This window comes from Nocardia wallacei (assembly GCF_029869545.1).
Taxonomy (GTDB): domain Bacteria; phylum Actinomycetota; class Actinomycetes; order Mycobacteriales; family Mycobacteriaceae; genus Nocardia; species Nocardia wallacei_A.
Genome location: NZ_JARWQD010000141.1, coordinates 1 through 21120, shown reverse-complemented (window position 1 = coordinate 21120; position 21120 = coordinate 1). Strand labels below are relative to the sequence as shown.

The 21120-nt window shown below is 70.3% G+C and carries 5 protein-coding genes; all 5 read right to left on the bottom strand.

Translation table 11 applies throughout. The features are described from left to right. Positions 1 to 231 precede the first annotated feature (231 nt). Positions 232 to 1653 carry a vanadium-dependent haloperoxidase gene (locus QH290_RS11275; RefSeq protein WP_280269595.1) on the bottom strand — a complete coding sequence of 474 codons (1422 nt, stop codon included), beginning with the start codon at positions 1651 to 1653 and terminating at the stop codon, positions 232 to 234. Positions 1654 to 1960: 307 nt separating this feature from the next. Then, the gene (locus QH290_RS11270; RefSeq protein ID WP_280382804.1) at positions 1961 to 3538 is read right to left on the bottom strand and encodes a hypothetical protein; all 1578 of its coding nucleotides are present in this window, start codon (positions 3536 to 3538) and stop codon (positions 1961 to 1963) included. Continuing rightward, positions 3523 to 4287 (bottom strand): ABC transporter ATP-binding protein, encoded by a 765-nt coding sequence (locus QH290_RS11265; protein WP_280382803.1) that lies wholly within the window; start codon positions 4285 to 4287, stop codon positions 3523 to 3525. Before QH290_RS11265 ends, QH290_RS11270 begins: the two co-directional genes overlap by 16 nt. 226 nt (positions 4288 to 4513) lie before the next feature. After that, entirely contained in the window at positions 4514 to 5113 is a 600-nt protein-coding gene (locus tag QH290_RS11260) for a Uma2 family endonuclease (protein WP_280382802.1), read from the bottom strand. Positions 5114 to 5189: 76 nt separating this feature from the next. Continuing rightward, on the bottom strand, positions 5190 to 21120 hold a 15931-nt coding region (locus QH290_RS11255), incomplete at its 5' end, for an amino acid adenylation domain-containing protein (protein WP_425303583.1).

The following is a 21120-nucleotide window of genomic DNA, read 5'->3' as shown; positions in this document are numbered from 1 at the left end:
GACCCAGCTATCCCGGCATGCCTTTGGTCGGGATCCATACCTCGCCGCAGTGGATTCCGGCCAAAACCGCGCCGGAACATCCATGAGCGCGCTGCAGCCGCGCCAGAACATCCATCAGTACGCTGCAGTGACGCCGGAACATCCATCAGTACGCTGCAGTCACGCCGGAATATCCATGAGCGCGTTGCAGCCGCGGCGGATGACTGTGAGCACCGTTGCGGCACGGGTGATTCAGGATCGGCGTGGTCCGGCGGCGGCCGCTTGCTTCAGGCCGTTCGCCCAGATATCGGCCGCGATATCCAGGCCGAGGCGGACGCCGCCGATGTTCTGCGCCAGGTCCACGCGGCCCGCGGGATCGGTGGCGAAGGCGTCGAAAAGCCAGTGCACGCCGAGGAATACGCGGCTGCGGGCATTCTCCTCGATCATCTGCCACAGGCCACCGGGGAAGGTGCGCGCGTGCCGGGGCCGCTGCACGCCGTGCCGGTCGAGTGCGGCGCCGTCCAGTTCGTCGGAGACGAATACCGTTGCGTCGGTGAGGTTGTCGGGCCCGTCGGTGGTGATGCCGAAGAAGCGGCGGGCGATCTGCAGGGCCGCCGCGCCGAGGGTGGCGTGGCCGGAGGGGTAGGACGGGAACGCCGGTGTGCCGGGAGCCGCGCCGGGCTCGTTGGTGCGGGCCGCGCCCAGCGGTAGCCAGAAGGGATCGCACTGGGGGTCCAAGCCCTGTGCCACTGCACCTTTCGGTCCGACCGACGGATCGTGCTCGCGAATTCCGAGCACCGGGCGCCAGAGGTTGTGACGGTACTTGTCGTCCCAGGCCAGAATGGCCGCGTCCGCCATGGCGGCGTTGATCAGGGCGAACAATCGGGCATGCGATGCGAGCCGGGCCGGTCGGGTCGCGGCGACCGCGCGCACGATCTGGTTGTACAGCCGCGGCGGGGTGCCGATGCCCTTGGCCGCATCGTATCCCCAGAACAGGCCGATCAGGGTCTCCTCCGGCGTGCGCGGGAACACCCCCTGGGGCAGGGTGCCGATCCGGTCGGTCGCGATGCCCTTGCCGCGCACCTCGCGCAGCGCCTCCTCGTACGCCGGGTCGGTGCGTTTGGGCGGCGCGTCGAGGGTGTGGCGGGTGGTCACCGCGAAGCAATGCGAGCGGGCGCCGTAATGCGGCGCGTAGTAGCCCTGGCCCGGATTCGCCGGATCCACACGGTGTTTCAGGTCGCCGGGCTCGGGTTCGTAGCCGGTGTCGCCGAGGTCCGGGTCGGCGCCGCGGGCCGCCAGCATCTCGTGGGCGACGGCCAGACCGTAGGCGCTGCCGGAGCCGATGCCCGGGCCGTGCAATCCGGCCTGCTGCAGGGCGGCGTCCAGCCGTGCGGTCTGCGCGGGATACAGGGTGGTGAGGGCGGTGTGGGCGGCCACGGCGATCGCCGCGTCCGCGGCGGCGTCGGGCGGGACGAGGGGCAGGGTGGTCAGATAGGTCCCGTGCCCGGCGGGCACGAGACCGAAGTAGGCGTCGTGCATGGCGAGGTGGGTGATCGCCAGCGCGCGAGAACTGCCGACCGGCCCGCGCACGCCCCGCTCTCCGTGGCGAATGACGGTGTGCGCCAACCTATCCGATTCGAGCGCCACACTGTTCCAGTACAGGATCTGATCCACTTGTCTTCCTAGTCGTGGGGTCTGGTCGCAATACCGGCCCGCAGGAGCTTGGCGACTCGTCGAACTGCCCTCTGCTTCCGAGCATGCACCTCCCACACGAGAATTTCGGCAGTAGTGCACTACCCGAGTCCGGCCATGACGCAAAAACGCCATTCGAGTACCGCCGCGTAGTAACGCTTCCCGCACCCCGTCCCCGTTCCCGCACCCCTTTCATGAGCCTGCGAGGGGTGCGGGAACAGGCAAACCGTGCGGGAATGCGCGAGGAGTGCGGGTCGCTGGGCGAGGAGACGGGGGATTGCCTTGCGGGTCAGCGTGGTTCGACCTCGGCGAGTAGTTCGGGGCCGCGGGCGGCCAGGCGTTGCTCGGCGATGCGCGCGGCCAGCAGCGCCGCGCCGACGCCGAGTGCCGCGCCGACCGGCAGTGCGCTCCATTGGATCAGCGCGTTGCCCAGGTAGGCGCCGGCTGCCAGGATCGCGATCACCGGGAGGCTCACCAGCAACTGCCCGAAACCGACCGCCAGCTGCACCAATGCCCTGGCGCAGCCCGGATTTCCGCCGCCCCCGGCGAACGGGTTGCCGCGTTGCGGGGGCAGCGGGTAGGCCGCGTACACCGACAGGAATATCGCCGTGCCGACCCCCACGCCGAGGATGACGGGCAGTGTCGCCAGTGCCCACGGATACATCTCGGCCTGCCCGAGCGCGCCGGGCAGAATCAGCGTGAGCAGCAGCGCGGGCGGCGCGACCAGCAGCACCCAGGCGATCATGCGCCCGCGCACGTCGGCCCCGACGGCGCCGGGGATCACCAGCGTGTGCCACAGCGCGGTGCCGTCGAAGGCGTACATGTTGGCGCTGGCCATGGCCGCCATCCACACCACGAACGTGCCCACGAACGGCACCGGCGCGCCCGCGCCCTGCACCGACAGGACGATCGGCAGCACGATGCCGATCAGCATCAGCGGCAGCAGCGCCGCCCGCCGCCGGCTGTCGCGCCACCAGGTGCGCATCTCCTTGACCACCACGGCTCCCACAGCAGTTGCGGGAACCACGCGATCCAGCAGGCCGCCACCCGCCTGCGCCCGGACCGGGCCCGCGGGCGCGGCGGTCGTGGTGAGCCTGCGGCGCAGCAGCACCGCCCACGCCTGCCACAGCGCGGCCGACAGCAGACCCAGGCCGAGCAGGCACAGCAGCGCGAGCCACCACTGTCCGCGCGCGGCCGCCTCCACCGCGTACGGCGCCCACCCGGACGGCGGGATCCGCAGCGCGAGCTCCACCGGCCGCGACGCGTGCTCGAGCTTCGGGCCCACCGTGGTCACCAGCAGCTGCATCGGGTAGTAGGCGAGCCCCGCCAGCGCGGCCAGCAGCACGCCGAGGTCCCGGCCGCGCCGCGACCGCATCGCCGCGCCGATCCAGGCCAGCAGCACCCGGGACAGCACCACCACGAAGATCAGCTGCACCACCGCGCCGACCACCGCGAAAATCGTTGCCGCGGCACCTAATCGGGCCGCGATCAGCACCAGCCCGCCGAAGGCGATCAGGTTGACCACCGCCGCCGGACCGGCGAAGGCCGCCGCCAGCAGGCCGATCGCCAGCTGGCGATAGCTCAGCGGCAGCAGCCGGAAATGTTCCGGCTGCAGCGTCTCGTCGCTGCTACCGGCGAGAATCGGGCCGCACACCCAGCCCAGCGTCCATACGGCGTAGAGCGCGGCGGCGGCGTTGATCGCCGCCCGGGCGTCCCAGCCGTGCCCGGCCAGGGCCATCAGCAGCGCCGTCGCCAGGGCGGCGACGACACCGAGGACCAGCCCGATCCAGAACGCGGCGGCCGTCTTGCCGCTGCTGAGCGAGCGGGCGGTGAGCCGCCAGCGCATCCGGATCAGGACGCCAACCACGACAGCCCCTCCTCGCCGCCGACGCGGCCGCCGACCAGTCGCACGAATGCCTCCTCGAGGGTGCCCGCTCCGCGCACCTCGGCGACTGTGCCCGCGCTCACCACCTGACCGCGGTGGATCACCGCGAGCCGGTCGCACAGGTTCTCCACCAGCGCCATCACATGGCTGGACAGCACCACCGAACCCCCGGCGGCGACGAATCGCTGCAGGATGGTGCGGATGGTTCCGGCCGACACCGGATCCACGGCCTCGAAGGGTTCGTCGAGCACCAGCAGTTTCGGGGCGTGCAGCAGGGCCGTGGCCAGGCCGATCTTCTTGCGCATACCCGCGGAATAGTCGACGACCAGGGTGTTCTCGGCACCGGTGAGTTCGAGGACGGTGAGCAGCTCCTGCGCCCGCCCGGCCACGGTCGCCTCCGGTATGCCCCGCAGAAGTCCTGTGTAGGTGAGCAACTCACGACCGGTGAGCCGTTCCGGCAAGGCCAGCCCGTCCGGCAGCACCCCCACGATCGTCTTGGCGCGCACCGGATCCGCCCACACATCGAACCCGCAGATGTGCGACTCCCCCGCATCGGGCCGCAGCAGCCCCACCGCCATCGACAGCGTCGTCGTCTTCCCGGCCCCATTCGGCCCCACCAGCCCGAAGAACGACCCCGGCGGCACCGTCAGCCCCACCCCATCCACCACCCACGGCCCCGCGAACTTCTTGTACAACCCGGTCAGCTGCAGTGCAGGTTGCTCCGGCTGCATACGTCCCCTCCTCTATTAGGCGCGACCTCACCCTAGAGATCGCCCCGCCGGACGGCAGCGCTACCGGTCCCAGCACCGGTGGCCAAGCACGGTCGAGCGGCTACTTCCCGCCACGCAGTAGCGACTCGACTGCTACGCCCGACATCGCAGCATATGAACGGCTGATGTGCGGCGGATTGGAGACTCCACCGATCTGAAGCAGCAGGCAGATCCGAGGGCGATCGCGCTATCGAAGCAGCGTCGCCGGATCGATCGTGAATTCGAACGGCGCGTGCAGCGTCGCAGGCTCACCGGCAGAGATTCGGTGTGTCAGCTCGTATTCGCCGTTGTCGCCGAGGGCATGGGCAAACAGGACCGGCGTGGCCTCGCCGGGCAGGCGGCCTTTGAACGAATTCGTTTCGATACGCCAGTAACTCGGTATGCCAGCCTCGGCATAGACGGCGGGCTTCACCATACGGTCCTGCAAGGTCGTAGAGGCGGAGACGATCTCTACTGCCAATTGGACTTGGTCGGGAGGTACGCCGCGCTCGTCCTTCTCCACGGCGCCCTTGCCGACGATGAGATCCGGGATCGGCTCACCATCACCGATCAGGATGCCGACGCCGGGCAACACCCAGTACCCCATCGGCATAGTGGACGTCAGCGCGATCAATAGCCAGGTCAGGACCTCCTGGTGACGCGGCTTCGGGGCGGCGTTCACGATGAGCTGGCCATTCATCACCTCGTACCGGATGCCGTGATCGGGCAGGTTGTCGAGGTCGGCCGCGGTCCAACGATCCCCCGCAGGCAGCAGCGCGGGCGACGGTTCGGGAACCGGCATCGCCATGAGAGCCACCTCCTACTCGCTGACCTGGGTCAGCGCGACCGCACTGACCACTACCGCAGTCTACCCAGGCACAGCGCTACTCGACGGTGATGATGCGGACCTCGTCGGCGGCGGGGTCGGTGGGTTCGCCCGGGGTGGTGAACCAGTGGGTTACCTCGCCGTCTTCCAGGTCGGACTCGATGTCCTTGCCGGGGAGGACGGACAGGGCGCCCGCTGTGGTCCAGGACAGGAACTCCGAGACTGCGGCGGGGCCCGCGGAGGCGGTGGTGAACGTGGTCGACTCGTAGTCGATGTCGTTCGCCTCGCGCAGGGCGTCGGCGCGGTCGAGGGCCTGGTCCTGGGTCAGGGTGCGCCAGGTGCCGTCGGCGCCGGGGAGCACGAAGGCCGGGTGGTCCTCGTGCAGCGGGCGCACCCGGTCGGCGTAGGAGACCGGGTGGGTCTGCGCCGCGGCCAGTTCCGCCTGCACCTTCGGATCCGAGGGCACCAGCCAGCGCAGCGAGCTCGCCGCCGGTTCCAGCGTGATGCCGAAACCTGCTCCGGCGGAGACGATCTCGCCGAACGACAGGCCGTCGGCGAGCAGCGCCGCGGCACCGGCCTTCTGCACCGCCCACACCGCGACCACCGCATCGACCGAGCGCGGCAGGGTGACCGCGACGACATCGCCCGGCCCCACACCGCGAGTGATCAGCACCCGAGCCAGCTGCGACGAGCGCGAATCCACCACGTGGTACGGGATTTCATCGCCCTCGGACAGCAGCGCCGGAGCCTGCGGATCCTCCTCCACGACCGCGCCGAGCGTCTTGGCCACCGTGCGCGCCCCGACCCGGGCGGGCTGCGCCCCGGAATCCGCTGCGGTGACACCGGATTCGGCAAGGATGCGGGCCCGCTCGGCGGCATCGACGATATCGATGTCACCGACCGGGGTGGCCGGATCGCGCACGAACTCCTCCAGCACCCAGCTCAGCCGCCTCGCCAGGCGCTCCACCTCGTCGGCGGAGAACCGGTTGGTCAGGTACTCGAGGTTCAGTCCGATCGACGCGCCCTCGGTCACCATGAGCGTCAGCGGATAGTGCGTGCCGCCCTGGAAGTCGACGCCGGTCACCGACATGCCGTCGATGGAGCTGGCGGCCGCGATCGCGTCCCGGTCCACCGGGTAGGACTCGAACACCAGCAGCGAATCGAACTGCGCACCGATTCCGGCCACGCGCACGATATCGGTCAGGCCCACGTAGTGGTGGTCGAGCAGGGCGGCCTGCTCGCCCTGCAGGCCGGTCAGCAGCTCGCCGACCGTGCGCCGCCCGTCGACGCGCACCCGCACCGGGAGCGTGTTGATGAACAGGCCCACCATCGACTCGATGCCGGGCAGTTCGGCCGGACGACCGGAGACGGTGGCGCCGAACACCACGTCGTCGCGGCCGGTGAGGCGGCCGAGCAGCACACCCCACGCCGCCTGGACCGCGGTGTTGACCGTGATCCCGAGATCGGCGCAGAACTTGGTCAGCTGCTGCGTCCGCTCGGCGTCGAGTTCGGCCGTGAACCTGGCGATCTCGTAGTTCTCGACCGACTTCGGCTGCGCCGCAAGCTGTGTCGGCTCGTCGACCCCGGACAGCGCCTGCGCCCAGGCCTGCAGCGAGGCATCGCGGTCCCGCGTCGACAGCCAGGCCAGGAAGTCCCGGTAGGACCCGGCCTCGGGCAGCATCGACCGGTCGCCGCGCGTCGCGTACAGCACCAGCAGATCCCGCATGAGCAGCGGCATCGACCAGCCGTCGAACAGGATGTGGTGCGCCGTGATCGCCAGCCGCCACCGATCACCCTCGCTCCGGAACAGCGCGAACCGCAGCAGCGGCGCCGCGACCATATCGAAGCGGACGGCCCGCTCCCGCGCCAGCTGCTCGCGCAGCTCGGCCTCGGTGTCCTCGCCGGCCACGCCGGTGAGATCGACCTCGCGCCACGGCACCTCGACGCGGTCGAGCACGATCTGCACCGGCTGCCCGGCCGTGTCGGTGGTGAACGCCACGCGCAGGTTCGGATACCGGTCGACCATGGCCTGCGCCGCCGTCCGCAGCCGCTCGACGTCCAGCTCCCCGGCGAAGTCGATCGCCGCCTGCTGCGAGTACACGTCGACGCTCGACTGCGTCATCAGGGCGTGGAACAGCAGGCCGGACTGCAGCGGCGACAGCGGCCACACCTCGGTCATCCCCGGGTAGGTCTGCTCCCAGGCCGCGGCGTCGGCCGGGTCGACCTGCACCAGCGGACCGGTCGGCAGCTCCAGCTCCTGCCCGGTGCCCAGCCGCGCCACGGCCGCCAATCCGGCGATCGTGCGGTGCTCGAACACCTCTCGGGCACCGAACAGCACGCCGCGCGTCTTCGCCCGCGACACCAGCTGGATGGACAGGATGCTGTTGCCGCCCACGGCGAAGAAGTCGTCGTCGACGCCGATCTCCTCGCGGCCCAGCACGTCGGCGAACACCTCGGCCAGCGTCTGCTCCGTCGGTGTCGACGGCGCGCGGTAGGCCGTGGTCTCGAACTCCGGCTCCGGCAGCGCCTTGCGGTCCAGCTTGCCGTTCACGTTGAGCGGCAACGCCTCCAGCACCACGAAGGCCGCGGGAACCATGTACGACGGCAGGGCCGCGGCGAGCGCGGTCCGCACGCCGTCGACATCGACTGCCTCGGATCCCGCCGGGACCAGGTAGGCGACCAGGCGATCGCCCAGGCGCGCATCGGATTTCGCCAGCACCGCGGTCTGCGCGATCTCCGGCAGCGCCAGGATCGCGGCCTCGATCTCGCCGAGTTCGATCCGGAAACCACGGATCTTCACCTGGAAGTCGGTGCGGCCGCGGTAATCCAGTTCACCGTTCGCGTCCCAGGCGACCAGGTCGCCGGTGCGGTACATCCGCGTGCCGGGCTCGAACGGGTTGGCCACGAACCGATCCGCGCTCAGATCCGGGCGGCCGAAGTAGCCGCGCGCCAGCTGCGCACCGGCCAGGTACAGCTCGCCCGGCACCCCGACGGGCACCGGCCGCAACCGGGCGTCGAGCACGTAGACCCGGCTGTTCCATTCCGGCGCACCGATGGACACCGAGACCGCGTCGGCGTCGGTGACCTCGTGGCTGGTGATCGACACCGCCGCCTCGGTCGGACCGTAGAGGTTGAACAGGCCCGCCGGGTTGGCGCGGCGGAACCGCTGCGCGGTCGCACCCGGCAGCGCCTCACCGATGGCCAGCACCCGCCGCAGCGAATCCGACAGCGTCCCACCGGATTCGGTGAGCAGCGCGTCCAGCATCGACGGCACGACGTGCAGGGTCGTGACCGACTCCCGGCGCATCAGCTCGTTCAGGTACTCCGGATCCTGATGCCCGTCGGCCGTGGCGATCACCAGGCGGCCACCGCACACCGCGGCCGTCCAGAACTCCCAGACCGACAGGTCGAAGGTCGCGGCCGTCTTCAGCAGCACCGCGTCGTCCGCGGCCAGGCCGAATTCCGCCGTCTCCCAGAGCAACTGGTTGACGATCGCCTCGTGCGGCACCGCCACGCCCTTGGGGCGGCCGGTCGAGCCCGACGTGAAGATCACGTAGGCCGTGTTCGACGGACGCAGCGGGCCGGTGCGGTCCGCATCGGTCAGTGGGCCCGTCGGCAGCGGCGACAGATCCAATTGGTCGACCAGGACGAGGCGCTCGGTCATTGCGGCCAGGGCCGGACCGGTCGCACCGGAGGGATCGGCGGCATTGCCCGAGATGTCCGCGGCGACAACGGAGGACGTCGTCAACACGGCCACCGGATCGGCCGTCTCCAGGATGTAGCCCACGCGCTCGGCGGCCTGGTCCGGGTCGACCGGCACATACGCACCGCCCGCGACCGTGACCGCGTACATCGCGACCACCAGGTCCACCGAACGGCGGAAGGCGAGCGCCACCCGCGACTCCGGACCCACGCCCAGCGAAACCAGATGCCGCGCAAGGCGGTTCACCCGCTCGCCGAGTTCGGCGTAGGTGACCGGGCCACCGTCCGGCCCGACCAGCGCCACCGCGTCCGGAGTCGACGACACCGTCCGCTCCAGCAGCGACACCAGCGTCAGCGACCGATCGACCTCGTGCCCGGTGGCATTCCAGCCCATAACCAGGTTCGCGCGCTCGCCGTCGGCGAGCAGCTCCAGATCGCCCACGGGCGTCGCCGGGGCGGTGACGATCTGGCGGAGCAGGCGCACGAAGCGCTCGGCGAAGTGCTCGACCGTCGGGGCGTCGAACAGGTCGGTGGCGTAGGTCAGCACGCCGCCGATACCGGCCGGTGCGCCCGACTCGTCATAGCCGTCGGAGACGATCAGATGCAGATCGAACTGCGACAGTTGCGTGTCGTAGTCCACGCCCGAGAGGCTCAGGCCCGGCAGCTCCAGGCTGGTCCGGCCCAGGTTCTGGAACGACAGGCCCACCTGGAACAGCGGGTGATGGGCCGTGGAGCGCACCGGGTTGAGCACCTCGACCAGCCGCTCGAACGGCACATCCGCGTGCGCGAACGCCTGTAGATCCGACTCCCGCTGCCGCGTCAGCAGCTCGGTGAACGACGCGCCCGCGTCCACCTGCGTGCGGAACACCAGGGTGTTGACGAACATGCCGATCAGATCGTCCAGCTCGCGCTCACCGCGACCCGCCATCGGCGTGCCGATCGCGATGTCCTCGGTCCCCGACAACCGCGACAGCAGCACCGCGAACGCCGTATGCACGACCATGAACAGCGTCGCGCTCTCGCCCCGGGCCAACTCGTGCAGGGCCCGGTGCAGCTCGGCGTCGATCTCGACCCCGACCTTGGCCCCGGCGAAGGACTGCACCGCGGGGCGCGGGCGATCCGACGGCAGATCCAGCTGGTCGGGCAGATCGGCCAGCGCCGCACGCCAGTACGCGATCTGCTTGGCGGACAACGATTCCGGATCGTCCTCGCTGCCCAGCAGCGCGCGCTGCCAGATGCTGTAGTCGGCGTACTGCACCGCCAGCGGCGCCCAGCTCGGCGGCTCTCCGGCCGCGCGCGCCGCGTAGGCGGTCATGACGTCGCGGGTCAGCGGGGCCATCGAGGAACCGTCGCCGGAGATGTGATGCACCACCATCGCCAGGACGTATTCGCCTACGGCACCGTCGATCTCGAACAGTGCCACCCGCAGCGGCACCGCGCTGGTGACATCGAACGACGTCGACACCACCGAGATCACCGCGGACTCGATCGCGTCCGGCGCGACCGTGCGCAGCTCCAGCTCCGGAACCGCCTGCGCCACCGGCAGAATCACCTGCACGGGTGCGCCGTCGACCTCCGGGTACACCGTGCGCAGCACCTCGTGCCGGGCCACCACGTCACCGATCGCCTCGCGCAGCGCGGCCACGTTCAGCTCACCGGTCAACCGCACCGCCATGGGCACGTTGTAGGCCGCGGACTCCGGATCGAACCGGTTGAGGAACCACATGCGCTGCTGTGCCAGCGACAGCGGAATCCGTTCCGGCCGTTCGAGAGTGCCCAGCGCGGGCGCGCCCGAATCGCGGGTCTGCGATTCGATCGCCGCCGCGAAACCGGTGACCGTCGACCGCTCGAACAGCGCCCGCACCGGCACCCGGGTGCCCACCGCGGCGCCGACGCGCGCGATGACCTGGGTGGCGATCAGCGAGTTGCCGCCGAGCGCGAAGAAGTCGTCGTCGGCACCGATCCGCTCCACGCCGAGCACCTCGGCGAAGACGCCCGCGACGATCTCCTCGATCGGCGTGGCGGGCGCGCGGAACTCCCGCTGCGTGAAGGTCGGCTTCGGCAGGGCCTTGCGGTCCAGCTTGCCGCTCGGGTTGAGCGGGAACGCCTCCAGCGCGATGACCTGCGACGGCACCATGTAGGTCGGCAGGCTCCGCATCGCCGCCTCGAGCAGCGGCGCCTGTTCGATCCGCGCGCCGGGTGCGGGCACCGCGTAGACCACGAGCTGGTCGCCGAGTTCGGACGGCACCACCAGGGCGGCGGCCTGGCTGACCGACGGCTGCGCCAGCAGCACCGACTCGATCTCCCCCAGCTCGATGCGCTGACCACGGAACTTCACCTGGAAGTCGGCGCGCCCGATGTACTCCAGCACACCACCGTCACGCCACACCACAAGGTCACCGGTGCGATACATCCGCTCGCCCGCGGCCCCGCCACCATTCATCCGCTCGCCCGCGGCCCCGCCACCATCCATCCGCTCGCCCGCGGCCCCGCCGCCGTTCATCCCCCCGAAGGGGTTGGCTACGAACCGATCCGCGGTCAGATCCGGGCGCCGCATGTACCCGCGCGCCAGCTGGTCACCGGCCAGGTACAGCTCGCCGACGACCCCGGCGGGCACCGGACGCAACCGCGAATCCAGCACGTACAGGCGGGAATTGATCTCCGGGCGGCCGATCGGGACGCTCGGGCTCTCGGTGCCCGTCGCGGTCCAGTGGGCCACGGTGATCGCGGCCTCGGTCGGCCCGTACAGGTTGTGCACGGCGGCATCCGAGATCGCGTGCACCGCCTGCACGGTCTCCGGCGGCAGCGCCTCACCGGCCGCGAACACCGTCCGCAGCGTCGGCATGGCGCCGGGCGCGGTGTGGGCGGCGAGCACGGTCAGCATCGAGGGCACGAAGTCGGTGAACGTGACGCCCTGCGCGGCAATGGTTTCCGCGAGGTACAGCGGATCACGATGGCCGTCGGGGGTGGCGACCACCAGCTTCGCCCCCGCGCGCAGCGTCATGAAGTAGCCCCACAGCGAGACGTCGAACGTCGTCGGCGTCTTCTGCAGGTACACGTCCTCCGGCGTCATCGGATAGGCCCGCAGCATGACGGTGATCTGGTTGTTGATCGCCGCGTGCGAGACGGCCACACCCTTCGGGCGTCCGGTCGAGCCCGAGGTGAACAGCACGTACGCCGGATTCTCCGGGTGCACCGGCGCGAGCAGCTCGTCGGACCGCATCGGGGTGCCGTCGAATCCGTCCAGGTCGACGGTGTCCAGGTTCATGACCTCGACACCCTCGGGCACCTCGACCAGATCCGCGGTCCGGGTCAGCACGCACACCGGCTGCGCCGTCTCCAGCACGTGCGCGATGCGCTCGGCCGGATGATCCGGATCCAGCGGCACGTACGCGCCACCGGCCGTGACGATCGCGTACATGCCCACGACCAGATCCAGCGAACGCCGGATCGCCAGGCCCACCAGCGATTCCGGACCCACACCCTGGTAGATCAACCGGCGCGCCAGGATATTGACCCGCTCGTCGAACTCCCGGTAGGTCAGCTCGTCGCCCTCGTAGGCGACCGCGATCCGATCCGGATGCTCCGCCGCCGCACGGCGATACCCGTCCAGCAGCAGTTCCGCGTCCACCGGCTCCCGGGTGTCGTTCCACTCCACCAGGATTCGGTCGCGCTCGGCGAGCTCGAGGATGTCGAGATCGCGGACCCGGCGGCCCGCCCCGGCCAGCAGCTCGTCCAGGATCCGCCGCAGCCGCGCCGCCAGCGTCGCCACCTCGTCGGTGCCGAAACGGCTCAGCAGGTGCTCGAGCACGATCTCGATGGTCTGCTCGGCCTTGACCAGCAGGGTCATCGGATAGTGCGTGCCACCGGTCATTCCGGCACCGACCACCGAGACCCCGTCGATCGCGCTCGCGGCGGTGATCGTGTCCTTGTCCACCGGATACGACTCGAATACCAGCAGCGAATCGAACTGCGCGCCGATACCGGCCACCCGCTGGATATCGGCGAGACCCACGTGGTGGTGGTCGAGCAGATCCGCCTGCGCCCCTTGCAGACTCGTCAGCAGCTCGGCGACGCTCGCCTGCTCGTCGATGCGCACCCGCACGGGCAGCGTGTTGATGAACAGACCCACCATCGACTCGATGCCCGGCAGTTCGGCCGGACGACCGGAGACGGTGGCACCGAACACCACGTCGTCGCGACCGGTGATGCGGCCGACCAGCACACCCCAGGCCGCCTGCACCAGCGTGTTCACGGTGATCCCGAGCTCGGCGCAGAATTCGGAGACCCGGCGGGTGTACTCGGCATCGAGGTGGACGACCTGCTTGTCCATCTCGTAGGTCTCGTCCGGCTTGGGCAGCGGGGCCAGCACGGTGGGCTCATCGATGCCGTCGAGCGCGTGCGCCCAGGCCCGCAGCGAGGCATCCCGGTCCCGCCCGGCCAGCCAGGCCAGGAAGTTCCGGTACGACGGGACCCGCGGCAGCGCGGACACATCGCCGCGCACCGCGTACAGCACCAGCAGGTCCTGCATCAGCAGCGGCATCGACCAGCCGTCGAACAGGATGTGGTGCGCGGTGATCGACAGATGCCACGACGCGTCGCCGGTGCGGTACGCCGCGAAGCGCAGCAGCGGCGAGGTGGTCATGTCGAAGTGGGTGAGGCGATCCACCTCGAGCAGCCGCTCCAGCTCCGGCCGCCGGTCCGCCTCGGGCAGATCGGTGAGATCGACCTCCCGCCAAGGCACCTCGACCTTGTCGAGCACGATCTGCACCGGCTCGCCCTGCGAGTCGGCGACGAAGACCGCGCGCAGGTTCGGGTAGCGCTCCAGCATGCCCTGCGCCGCGCTGTGCAGTCGCGACAGGTCGAGGGTGCCGTCGAAATCGACGACCGCCTGCTGGGTGTACACGTCCACCGTCGCCGCGCTCAGCATGGCGTGGAACAGCAGACCCGACTGCAGGCTCGACAGCGGCCACACGTCGGTCAGGTCCGGGAACTGCCGCTCCCACACCTCGATATCCGACTGCGCGGCGCGCACCAGCGGCAGATCCGACGGTGTCAGGCCGCCGGCTTCCGGACGGCGCGCGTGCTCAGCGAGCGCGGTGAGCGCCTCGACCCACAGATCGGCCAGCTCCTGCGCCTGCTCGCGGGTGAGCAGACCGCTCGGGAACGCGAACGACGCGCCCAGCTGCGGGCCGTCGTCGCCGTCGGTGACGATCGCGTTGATGTCGAGCGTCGCGTTGGCGGGCATCTGGGCATCCATCACCGCGGACAGCTCGCCCAGGTCGTCGACCGGCACCCAGCCGATCTCGGCGAACTGCGCGGGGACATCGGCGGTGGAGACGCGGCCCAGATAGTTGAAGCTGATCTGGCCCGCGTCGGGCAGGCGCTCGGCGGACTCCGGGTTCAGGTGCCGCAGCAGGCCGTAGCCGATGCCCTTACCGGGGACGCCCAGCAGCTGTTCCTTGACGGATTTGACGATGCGGCCCAGGGCATCTCCGCCCGCGAACGCCTCGGCCAGGTTCGCACCCGCGAGATCCAGCCGCACCGGGTAGACGCTGGTGAACCAGCCCACCGTGCGCGACAGATCCGCGCCCGGCACCGCCTCTTCCTCGCGACCGTGGCCCTCGAGCTTGATCAGTGCGGCCGAACCGGACTGCTCCCCACGCCATTTCGCGACGGCCATGGCCAGCGCCGACAGCAGGCCGTCGTTCACGCCGCCGTGGTACAGGCCCGGAATCGCGGTGAGGACCGCGTCGGTCACCGCGGCGGGCACACTCACCCGCACGGAGTCCACGGTCGCGTTGGTGTCGACCGCCGGATCGAACGCGCGCGAGCCCAGCAGCGGATCCGGCGTGGCCGAAACCTGTTTCCAGAACGGCAGTTCCGACTCGCGCTCGGACGCCGACTCGACCAGGGCGTGTGCCCAGCGCCGCATCGAGGTCCCGTTCGCGGGCAGTGTCACCGGCTGTCCGGCGGCCAGTTGCGACCAGGCCACGGCGAAGTCCGGGATCAGGATGCGCCACGAGACACCATCGATGACGAAGTGGTGCGCCGCGATGAGGAGCACGCCCGGACGGTCCGTCGCCCCGAAGGCGAACCACACGAACTGCACCATCGCGGCGTTCGCGGGATCCAGACGGCCCAGTGCCGCATCGTATTCCGCGTTCGCGATGCGGTTCAGCTCCGCGTCGTCGATGTCGCCCGGGACATCGACACGGTGCAGCAGCGCGTCCACGTCGATGGCCCCGCGGTCGAGAGCCTCGAAGGCCCAACCGTTCTCGGCGTCTCCGCCCAGCCGCGTACGCAGCACGTCGTGGTGATCGAACACCGCGCCGATCGTCGCGACCAGCGTCTCCCGATCGATGCCGACGGGCAGGCGCAGCGTCATCGACTGCGAGAACCGCTGGTACGACGACGCATCCGACTTCGCCAGCACCGACGCCATGAACGGCAGCACCGGGATGTCGCCGACGCCGCCGCCCGGCAGTTCGGCCAGCCGCTGCCGCTCGGCATCGGCGCCGGTGGTGGCGATCTCGGCCAGCCCGGCCACGGTGCGCCGCTCGAACACGTCGCGCGGGGAGAACACCACGCCCCGGGCCTTGGCCCGCGACACCAGCTGGATGGACAGGATGCTGTCGCCGCCGAGCGCGAAGAACGAATCGTCCACGCCGACCCGCTCCAGGCCCAGTACCTCCGCGACCACCTCGGCGATGGTCGCCTCGATATCGCTGGTGGGAGCGCGGAATTCGTGCGAGCCCAGCTCCGGATCCGGCAGTGCGGCGCGGTCCAGCTTGCCGACCGCGGTCACCGGGATCTTGTCGAGCACGACGATCGCCGTCGGCACCATGTACTCGGGCAACCGGCCGGACAGGAACTCCGTCACCTGTGGCACGTCGACGGTGTGCTCGGCGACGGCCCGGACGTAGGACACCAGGATGTCGGCGCCCGCGTCGGTCTTGCGGCCGAGCGTGACGGCGAAGTCGATATCCGGGTGCGCGGTCAGCGCCGCGTCGATCTCGCCCAGTTCGATGCGGTAGCCGCGGACCTTCACCTGGAAGTCGGTGCGGCCCACGTATTCCAGGGCGCCCTGCCCGTCGACCTCGCGCCACACCACCAGGTCGCCGGTGCGGTACATGCGCTCGCCCGTACCGAAGGGATTGGCTATGAAACGATCCGCGGTGAGATCGGGGCGCGCCGCATAGCCGCGTGCCAGCTGGTCGCCCGCGAGATACAGCTCGCCCGCGACACCCGCCGGAACCGGCCGCAGCCGCGAATCCAGCACGTACAGGCGGGTGTTCCACTGCGGCAGGCCGATCGGGACCGTGCGCCGCTCGGCGCCGCTCACCGGCCAGTGTGTGACGGTGACCGCGGCCTCGGTCGGGCCGTAGACGTTGTGCACGGCCGCATCCGACACCGCGCGCAGCGCCGCGACGGTCTCCGGCGGCAGCGCCTCACCCGCCGCGAACACCGTCCGCAGCGTCGGCACGCTGCCGGGGGTGAGCTCGGAGGCGAACACCGCGAGCAGCGAGGGCACGAAGTCGGTGAACGTCACGCCCTGCGCGGCAATGGTTTGCGCCAGGTAGGCCGGGTCGCGGTGCCCGTCGGGGGTGGCCACGACCAGCTTCGCGCCGACGCGCAGCGGCATGAAGTAGCCCCACAGCGACACGTCGAACACGGTGGCGGTCTTCTGCAGGTACACGTCGTCGATGCCGAGCGAGTACTCGTCCAGCATCCAGGTGATCTGGTTCTGAATCGCGAAGTGCGACACCGCCACACCCTTCGGGCGTCCGGTCGAACCCGACGTGAAGATCACATAGGCCGGGTTCTCATCGCGCACCGGGCGCAGCAGTTCCCCGGGCCGCACCGGGCTCGCGTCGAGGCCGCTCAGCTCCAGCGCGTCCAGGTGCAGGACCTCGATGCCCTCGGGCACCGGAACCTCGTCCACGGTCCGGGACAGCACGCACACCGGCTGCGCCGTCTCCAGCACATAGGCGATGCGCTCGGCGGGATGATCCGGATCCAGCGGCACGTAGGCGCCACCGGCGGTCAGTACCGCGTACATGCCGACCACCAGGTCCAGCGACCGCCGGATTCCCAGGGCGACAAGCGATTCCGATCCGACGCCCAGCGAGATCAGGTGCCGCGCCAGGCGATTGACCCGCTCATCGAACTCGCGATAGGTCAGCTCCGCACCCTCGTAGACCACCGCGACCCGATCCGGATGCGCGGCGACCGCGCGGCGATAGCCGTCCAGCAGCAGTTCCGCCGGGACCTCGCGCCGGGTGTCGTTGCACTCCACCAGGATTCGATCGCGCTCGGCATTGCCGAGGACGTCGATATCGGCGACCCGGCCCTTCGGATCGGCCAGCAGTTCGTCGACGATCCGCAGCAGCCGCGTGGCCAGCGTCTCCACCTCGTCGGCGGTGAACCGGCTGAGCAGGTGCTTGAGCTGCAGCACGACGGTCGTGTCGGCGGTGACCATCACCGTCATCGGGTAGTGGGTGTCGTCCCTGATCCCGGCGTCGAGCACCGACATGCCGTCGATGGAACTGGTCGCGGCGATCGCGTCCTTGTCCACCGGGTACGACTCGAACACCAGCAGCGAATCGAACTGCGCGCCGATGCCCGCGACCCGCTGGATCTCGGGCAGCCCCACGTAGTGGTGATCGAGCAGATCCGCCTGCGCCCCTTGCAATCCGGTCAGCAGCTCGGCGACCGTGGCGTGGTCGTCGATGCGCACCCGCACGGGCAGCGTGTTGATGAACAGACCCACCATCGACTCGATGCCGGGCAGCTCCGCAGGGCGGCCGGACACCGTCGCACCGAACACGACGTCGTCGCGACCGGTCATGCGGCCGACCAGCACACCCCACGCGGCCTGCACCAGCGTGTTCATGGTGATGCCGAGTTCGGCGCACAGGCGCTTGAGGCGCCGCGTGCGCTCGGCGTCGATCTCGACGACCCGCTTGCCGATCTCGTAGGTCTCGTCGAGCGTGGTCTGCGGGGCCAGCTGGGTGGGTTCGTCCACCCCGGCCAGCGCCCGCTGCCAGGTGTCGAGCGACTCCTGCTTGTCCCGCCCGGCCAGCCAGCCGAGGTAGGTGCGGTAGGACGACGGCCGCGGCAGCGCGGAGCCGTCGCCGCGAACGGCGTACAGCACCAGCAGATCTCGCATCAACAGCGGCATGGACCAGCCGTCGAGCAGGATGTGGTGCGTGGTGATGACCAGCTGCCACTGATCGGCCTCGGTGCGGTACACGGTGTAGCGCAGCAGCGGCGGCGCGGACAGGTCGAAGTGGGTCGCCCGGTCCTCGGCGATCAGCCGCTCGAGTTCGGCCTGCCGCTGGTCGGCGGGCACGCCGGTGAGATCCACCTCGCGCCACGGCACCTCGACTCGCTCCAGCACCACCTGCACGGAGGTGCCCTCGAGGTCGGCGACGAACGCGGTCCGCAGGTTCGGGTAGCGCTGCAGGACGGCCTGCGCCGCCACGCGCAGCCGCGCCGTGTCGAGCGTGCCGCCCAGGTTCACCACCGCCTGGATGGTGTAGACGTCGAAGGTCGACTGGGTCAGCATCGCGTGGAACAGCAGACCGGACTGCAGCGTGGACAGCGGCCACACGTCGACCAGATCCGGGAACTGCCGCTCCCAGCCCTCGACATCGGACTGCGTGGCGCGCACCAGCGACAGGTCGGACGGGGTGTAGCCGCCCGCGCCCGGGCGGCGCGCGTGCCCGGCGAGTGCGGTGAGCGCGGCGACCCACAGGTCGGCGAACTCCCGCACCCGGTCCGCGGTCAGCAGCCCGGACGGATAGGCGAAGGTGGCGCTGAGCTGCGGGCCCTCGTCGCCGTCGGTGACGATCGCGTTGATGTCGACGACGCCGTTGGCGGGCATGTCCGCATCCATCAGCCCGGACACCTCGCCCAGGTCGGCCACGGGCACCCAGCCCAGTTCGCCCAGCTGCTCCGGCACGTCACCGGCCGAAACACGGCCCAGGTAGTTGAAGCTGATCTGGCCCGTATTCTCCAGCCGCGCACCGGTTTCCGGGTTCAGGTAGCGCAGCAGGCCGAATCCGATGCCCTTGTCGGGCACCGCCAGCAGCTGTTCCTTGACCGATTTGACGATGCGCCCCACCGAGTTTCCGCCGTCGAAGGCGTCGTTCAGGTCGGCGCCGCCCAGGTCCAGCCGGACCGGGTAGACGCTGGTGAACCAGCCCACCGTGCGCGACAGGTCCGCGCCCGGGACGACGTCCTCTTCGCGGCCGTGGCCCTCCAGCCGGATCAGCGCGGACGAACCGGACTGTTCCCCACGCCATTTCGCGATCGCCATGGCCAGTGCCGACAGCAGTCCGTCGTTCACGCCGCCGTGATACTGCCCCGGGACGGTGGTGAGCACCGCATCGGTGACATCGGCCGGGAGCGTGACCTGGATCCGTTCCACGGTCTCGTTGGTGTCGATGGCCGGATCGAAGGCGCGCGAGCCCAGCAGCGGATCCGGTGTCGCCGAAACCTCCTGCCAGAACGGCAGTTCCGCGACCCGATCCGCGGCCACGGCCTCCTCGACGAGGGCGTGCGCCCAGCGCCGCATGGAGGTCCCGTTCGCGGGCAGCGCCACCGGCTGGCCCGCGACCAGCTGCGACCAGGCCACCGCGAAGTCCGGGATGAGGATGCGCCACGACACGCCGTCGACCACGAAGTGGTGCCCGGCGATCATCAGCACGTCCCGGCGGTCGGTGCCGCGGGCTGCCTCCTCCGGTCCCGTCGCTCCCGCCGCAAAGGCGAACCACACGAACTGCACCATGGCCGCGTTCGCGGGATCCAGACGGCCCAGTGCCGCATCGTATTCCGCGCTCGCCAGGCGGGTCAGCTCGTCGTCGGCGATGTCCGCGGGCACCTCGACCCGGTGCACGAGCGCGTCGACATCGACGGCGCCCCGCTCCAGAGCCTCGAACTCCCAGCCGTTGTCGGCATCGCCGCGCAGCCGCGACCGCAGCACGTCGTGGTGGTCGAAGACCGCGCCGATCGTCGCGACCAGTGTCGCCCGATCGATGCCGTCCGGCAGGCGCAGCGTCATCGACTGCGAGAACCGCTGGTACGACGACCCGCTCGACAGGAAGTGCGTCATCACCGGCAGCACCGGGATCTCGCCCACGCCGCCGCCGGGCAGCTCGGTCAGCCGCGACCGCTCCACGCCCGCGCCCAGCGCCGCGACCTCGGCCAGCCCGGCCGCGGTGCGCTGTTCGAACACGTCGCGCGGGCTGAAGTTCAGCCCGCGAGCCTTGGCCCGCGACACCAGCTGGATGGACAGGATGCTGTCGCCGCCGAGCGCGAAGAACGAATCGTCCACGCCGACCCGGTCGACACCGAGCACATCGGCGAACACCTCGGCGATCAGCGCCTCGGTTTCGCTTGCGGGAGCACGGAATTCGCGCGCCGTGAAGACCGGTTCCGGCAGCGCCCGGCGATCCAGCTTGCCGACCGGGGTCAGCGGGATCTCGTCGAGCACCATGATCGAGGTCGGGACCATGTATTCGGGCAGCGTCTGCGAGATGTGCTCGGTCAGCTGCGCCGCGTCGACCGTCCGACCGGCCGCGGCGTGCACGTAGGAGACCAGGATGGTCGAGCCCACATCGGTCCGGTGACCCACCGTGACCGCGAAATCGACCGTCTCGTGCGAGGTGAGGGCGCTGTCGATCTCGCCCAGCTCGATGCGGAAGCCGCGCACCTTGACCTGGAAGTCGGAGCGGCCGACATACTCCAGGCGATACTCGATCTCGCCGCCGGGCAGTGCGCGGGTCTTCCACCGGACGACGTCGCCCGTGCGGTACATCCGCTCACCCGCTGCGCCCCCCGCAGCTGCCGCGCCGGTCCCGCCAGTGATGTCCCCGAAGGGGTTCGCCACGAACCGATCCGCGGTCAACCCCGCACGCGCGTGGTAACCACGCGTCACCTGCGGACCCGCGATATACAGCTCACCCGCGACACCGTCCGGCACCGGCTGCAACCGGCTGTCCAACACCAGCGAACGGACGCCGCGGTTCGGGCCGCCGATCGTCAGGGCATCGCCCGGCAGCAGCGGCGCGCCGATATTGACCACGACCGTGGTCTCGGTCGGGCCGTACACGTTGTGGAACGCGCGGACGGGACCGTCCTCGCCGAGCGGGATGGCCCACTTCGCCAGCAGCTCGGGCGAATACGCCTCACCACCGACGGCCAGCACCCGCAGACTGTCCAGACCCGCCGGATCCAGCGTCGCCAACGCCGCCGGGGTGATGAACAGATGAGTCACCTGT

Coding starts and splice junctions, on each gene's coding strand:
- QH290_RS11265 (WP_280382803.1), bottom strand. CDS start 4,287: ATGCAGCCGGAGCAACCTGCACTGCAGCTGACCGGGTTGTACAAGAAG.
- QH290_RS11260 (WP_280382802.1), bottom strand. CDS start 5,113: ATGGCGATGCCGGTTCCCGAACCGTCGCCCGCGCTGCTGCCTGCGGGG.